Source organism: Dickeya dadantii NCPPB 898 (assembly GCF_000406145.1).
Lineage (GTDB): Bacteria > Pseudomonadota > Gammaproteobacteria > Enterobacterales > Enterobacteriaceae > Dickeya > Dickeya dadantii.
In genome coordinates, this window is the sequence record NZ_AOOE01000042.1 from 1 (window position 1) to 819 (window position 819).

The following is an 819-nucleotide window of genomic DNA, read 5'->3' on the forward strand; positions in this document are numbered from 1 at the left end:
ATCGAACTCACGGCCTGTGCATCTTCGTGTACGGACTTTCACCCTGTATCGTGCGACTTTCCAGACGCTTCCACTGACACACAAGCCGATTCAGGTTCTGGGCTGCTCCCCGTTCGCTCGCCGCTACTGGGGGAATCTCGGTTGATTTCTTTTCCTCGGGGTACTGAGATGTTTCAGTTCCCCCGGTTCGCCTCATGACACTATGTATTCATGCCATGATAGTGTGTCGAAACACACTGGGTTTCCCCATTCGGGTATCGTCGGGTATAACGGTTCATATCACCTTGCCGACGCTTATCGCAGATTAGCACGCCCTTCATCGCCTCTGACTGCCTAGGCATCCACCGTGTACGCTTAGTCGCTTAACCTCACAACCCGAAAGTGTCTCGGGGTATGAGTATTTTGAGAGACTCGACCAGCCTATAAACTTTCGTTCATACGCCGTCGTTTCAAATTATTCAGCTTGTTCCGGATTGTTAAAGAGCAAAATACTTCGCAGCATACTGTCGCCAGTATACTCTGAAGTCATTCGTGAATGGTGGAGCTATGCGGGATCGAACCGCAGACCTCCTGCGTGCAAAGCAGGCGCTCTCCCAGCTGAGCTATAGCCCCATCGATATGACAAACCTTATTCAAATCGGTCTCAGGCAAGGCGCGAGTCCACGACGCTTATTCAAATAAGCGAGCGGGCGAGCAACGCAGTATGAGAGCGATTTTGGTAGGCCTGAGTGGACTTGAACCACCGACCTCACCCTTATCAGGGGTGCGCTCTAACCACCTGAGCTACAAGCCTATAAGGTTTCACTGCTCGATTACTTC

At 51.5% G+C, this 819-nt stretch carries 2 tRNA genes and 1 rRNA gene; all 3 read right to left on the reverse strand.

The features are described 5' to 3' along the window. A 23S ribosomal RNA gene (locus DDA898_RS00005) occupies positions 1-368 on the reverse strand; the annotation flags it as partial. A gap of 168 nt (positions 369-536) precedes the next feature. Beyond that, a tRNA-Ala gene (locus tag DDA898_RS00010) sits at positions 537-612 on the reverse strand. A 104-nt stretch (positions 613-716) separates the two neighbouring features. Beyond that, positions 717-793: transfer RNA gene (locus tag DDA898_RS00015), tRNA-Ile, on the reverse strand. Positions 794-819: the final 26 nt, after the last annotated feature.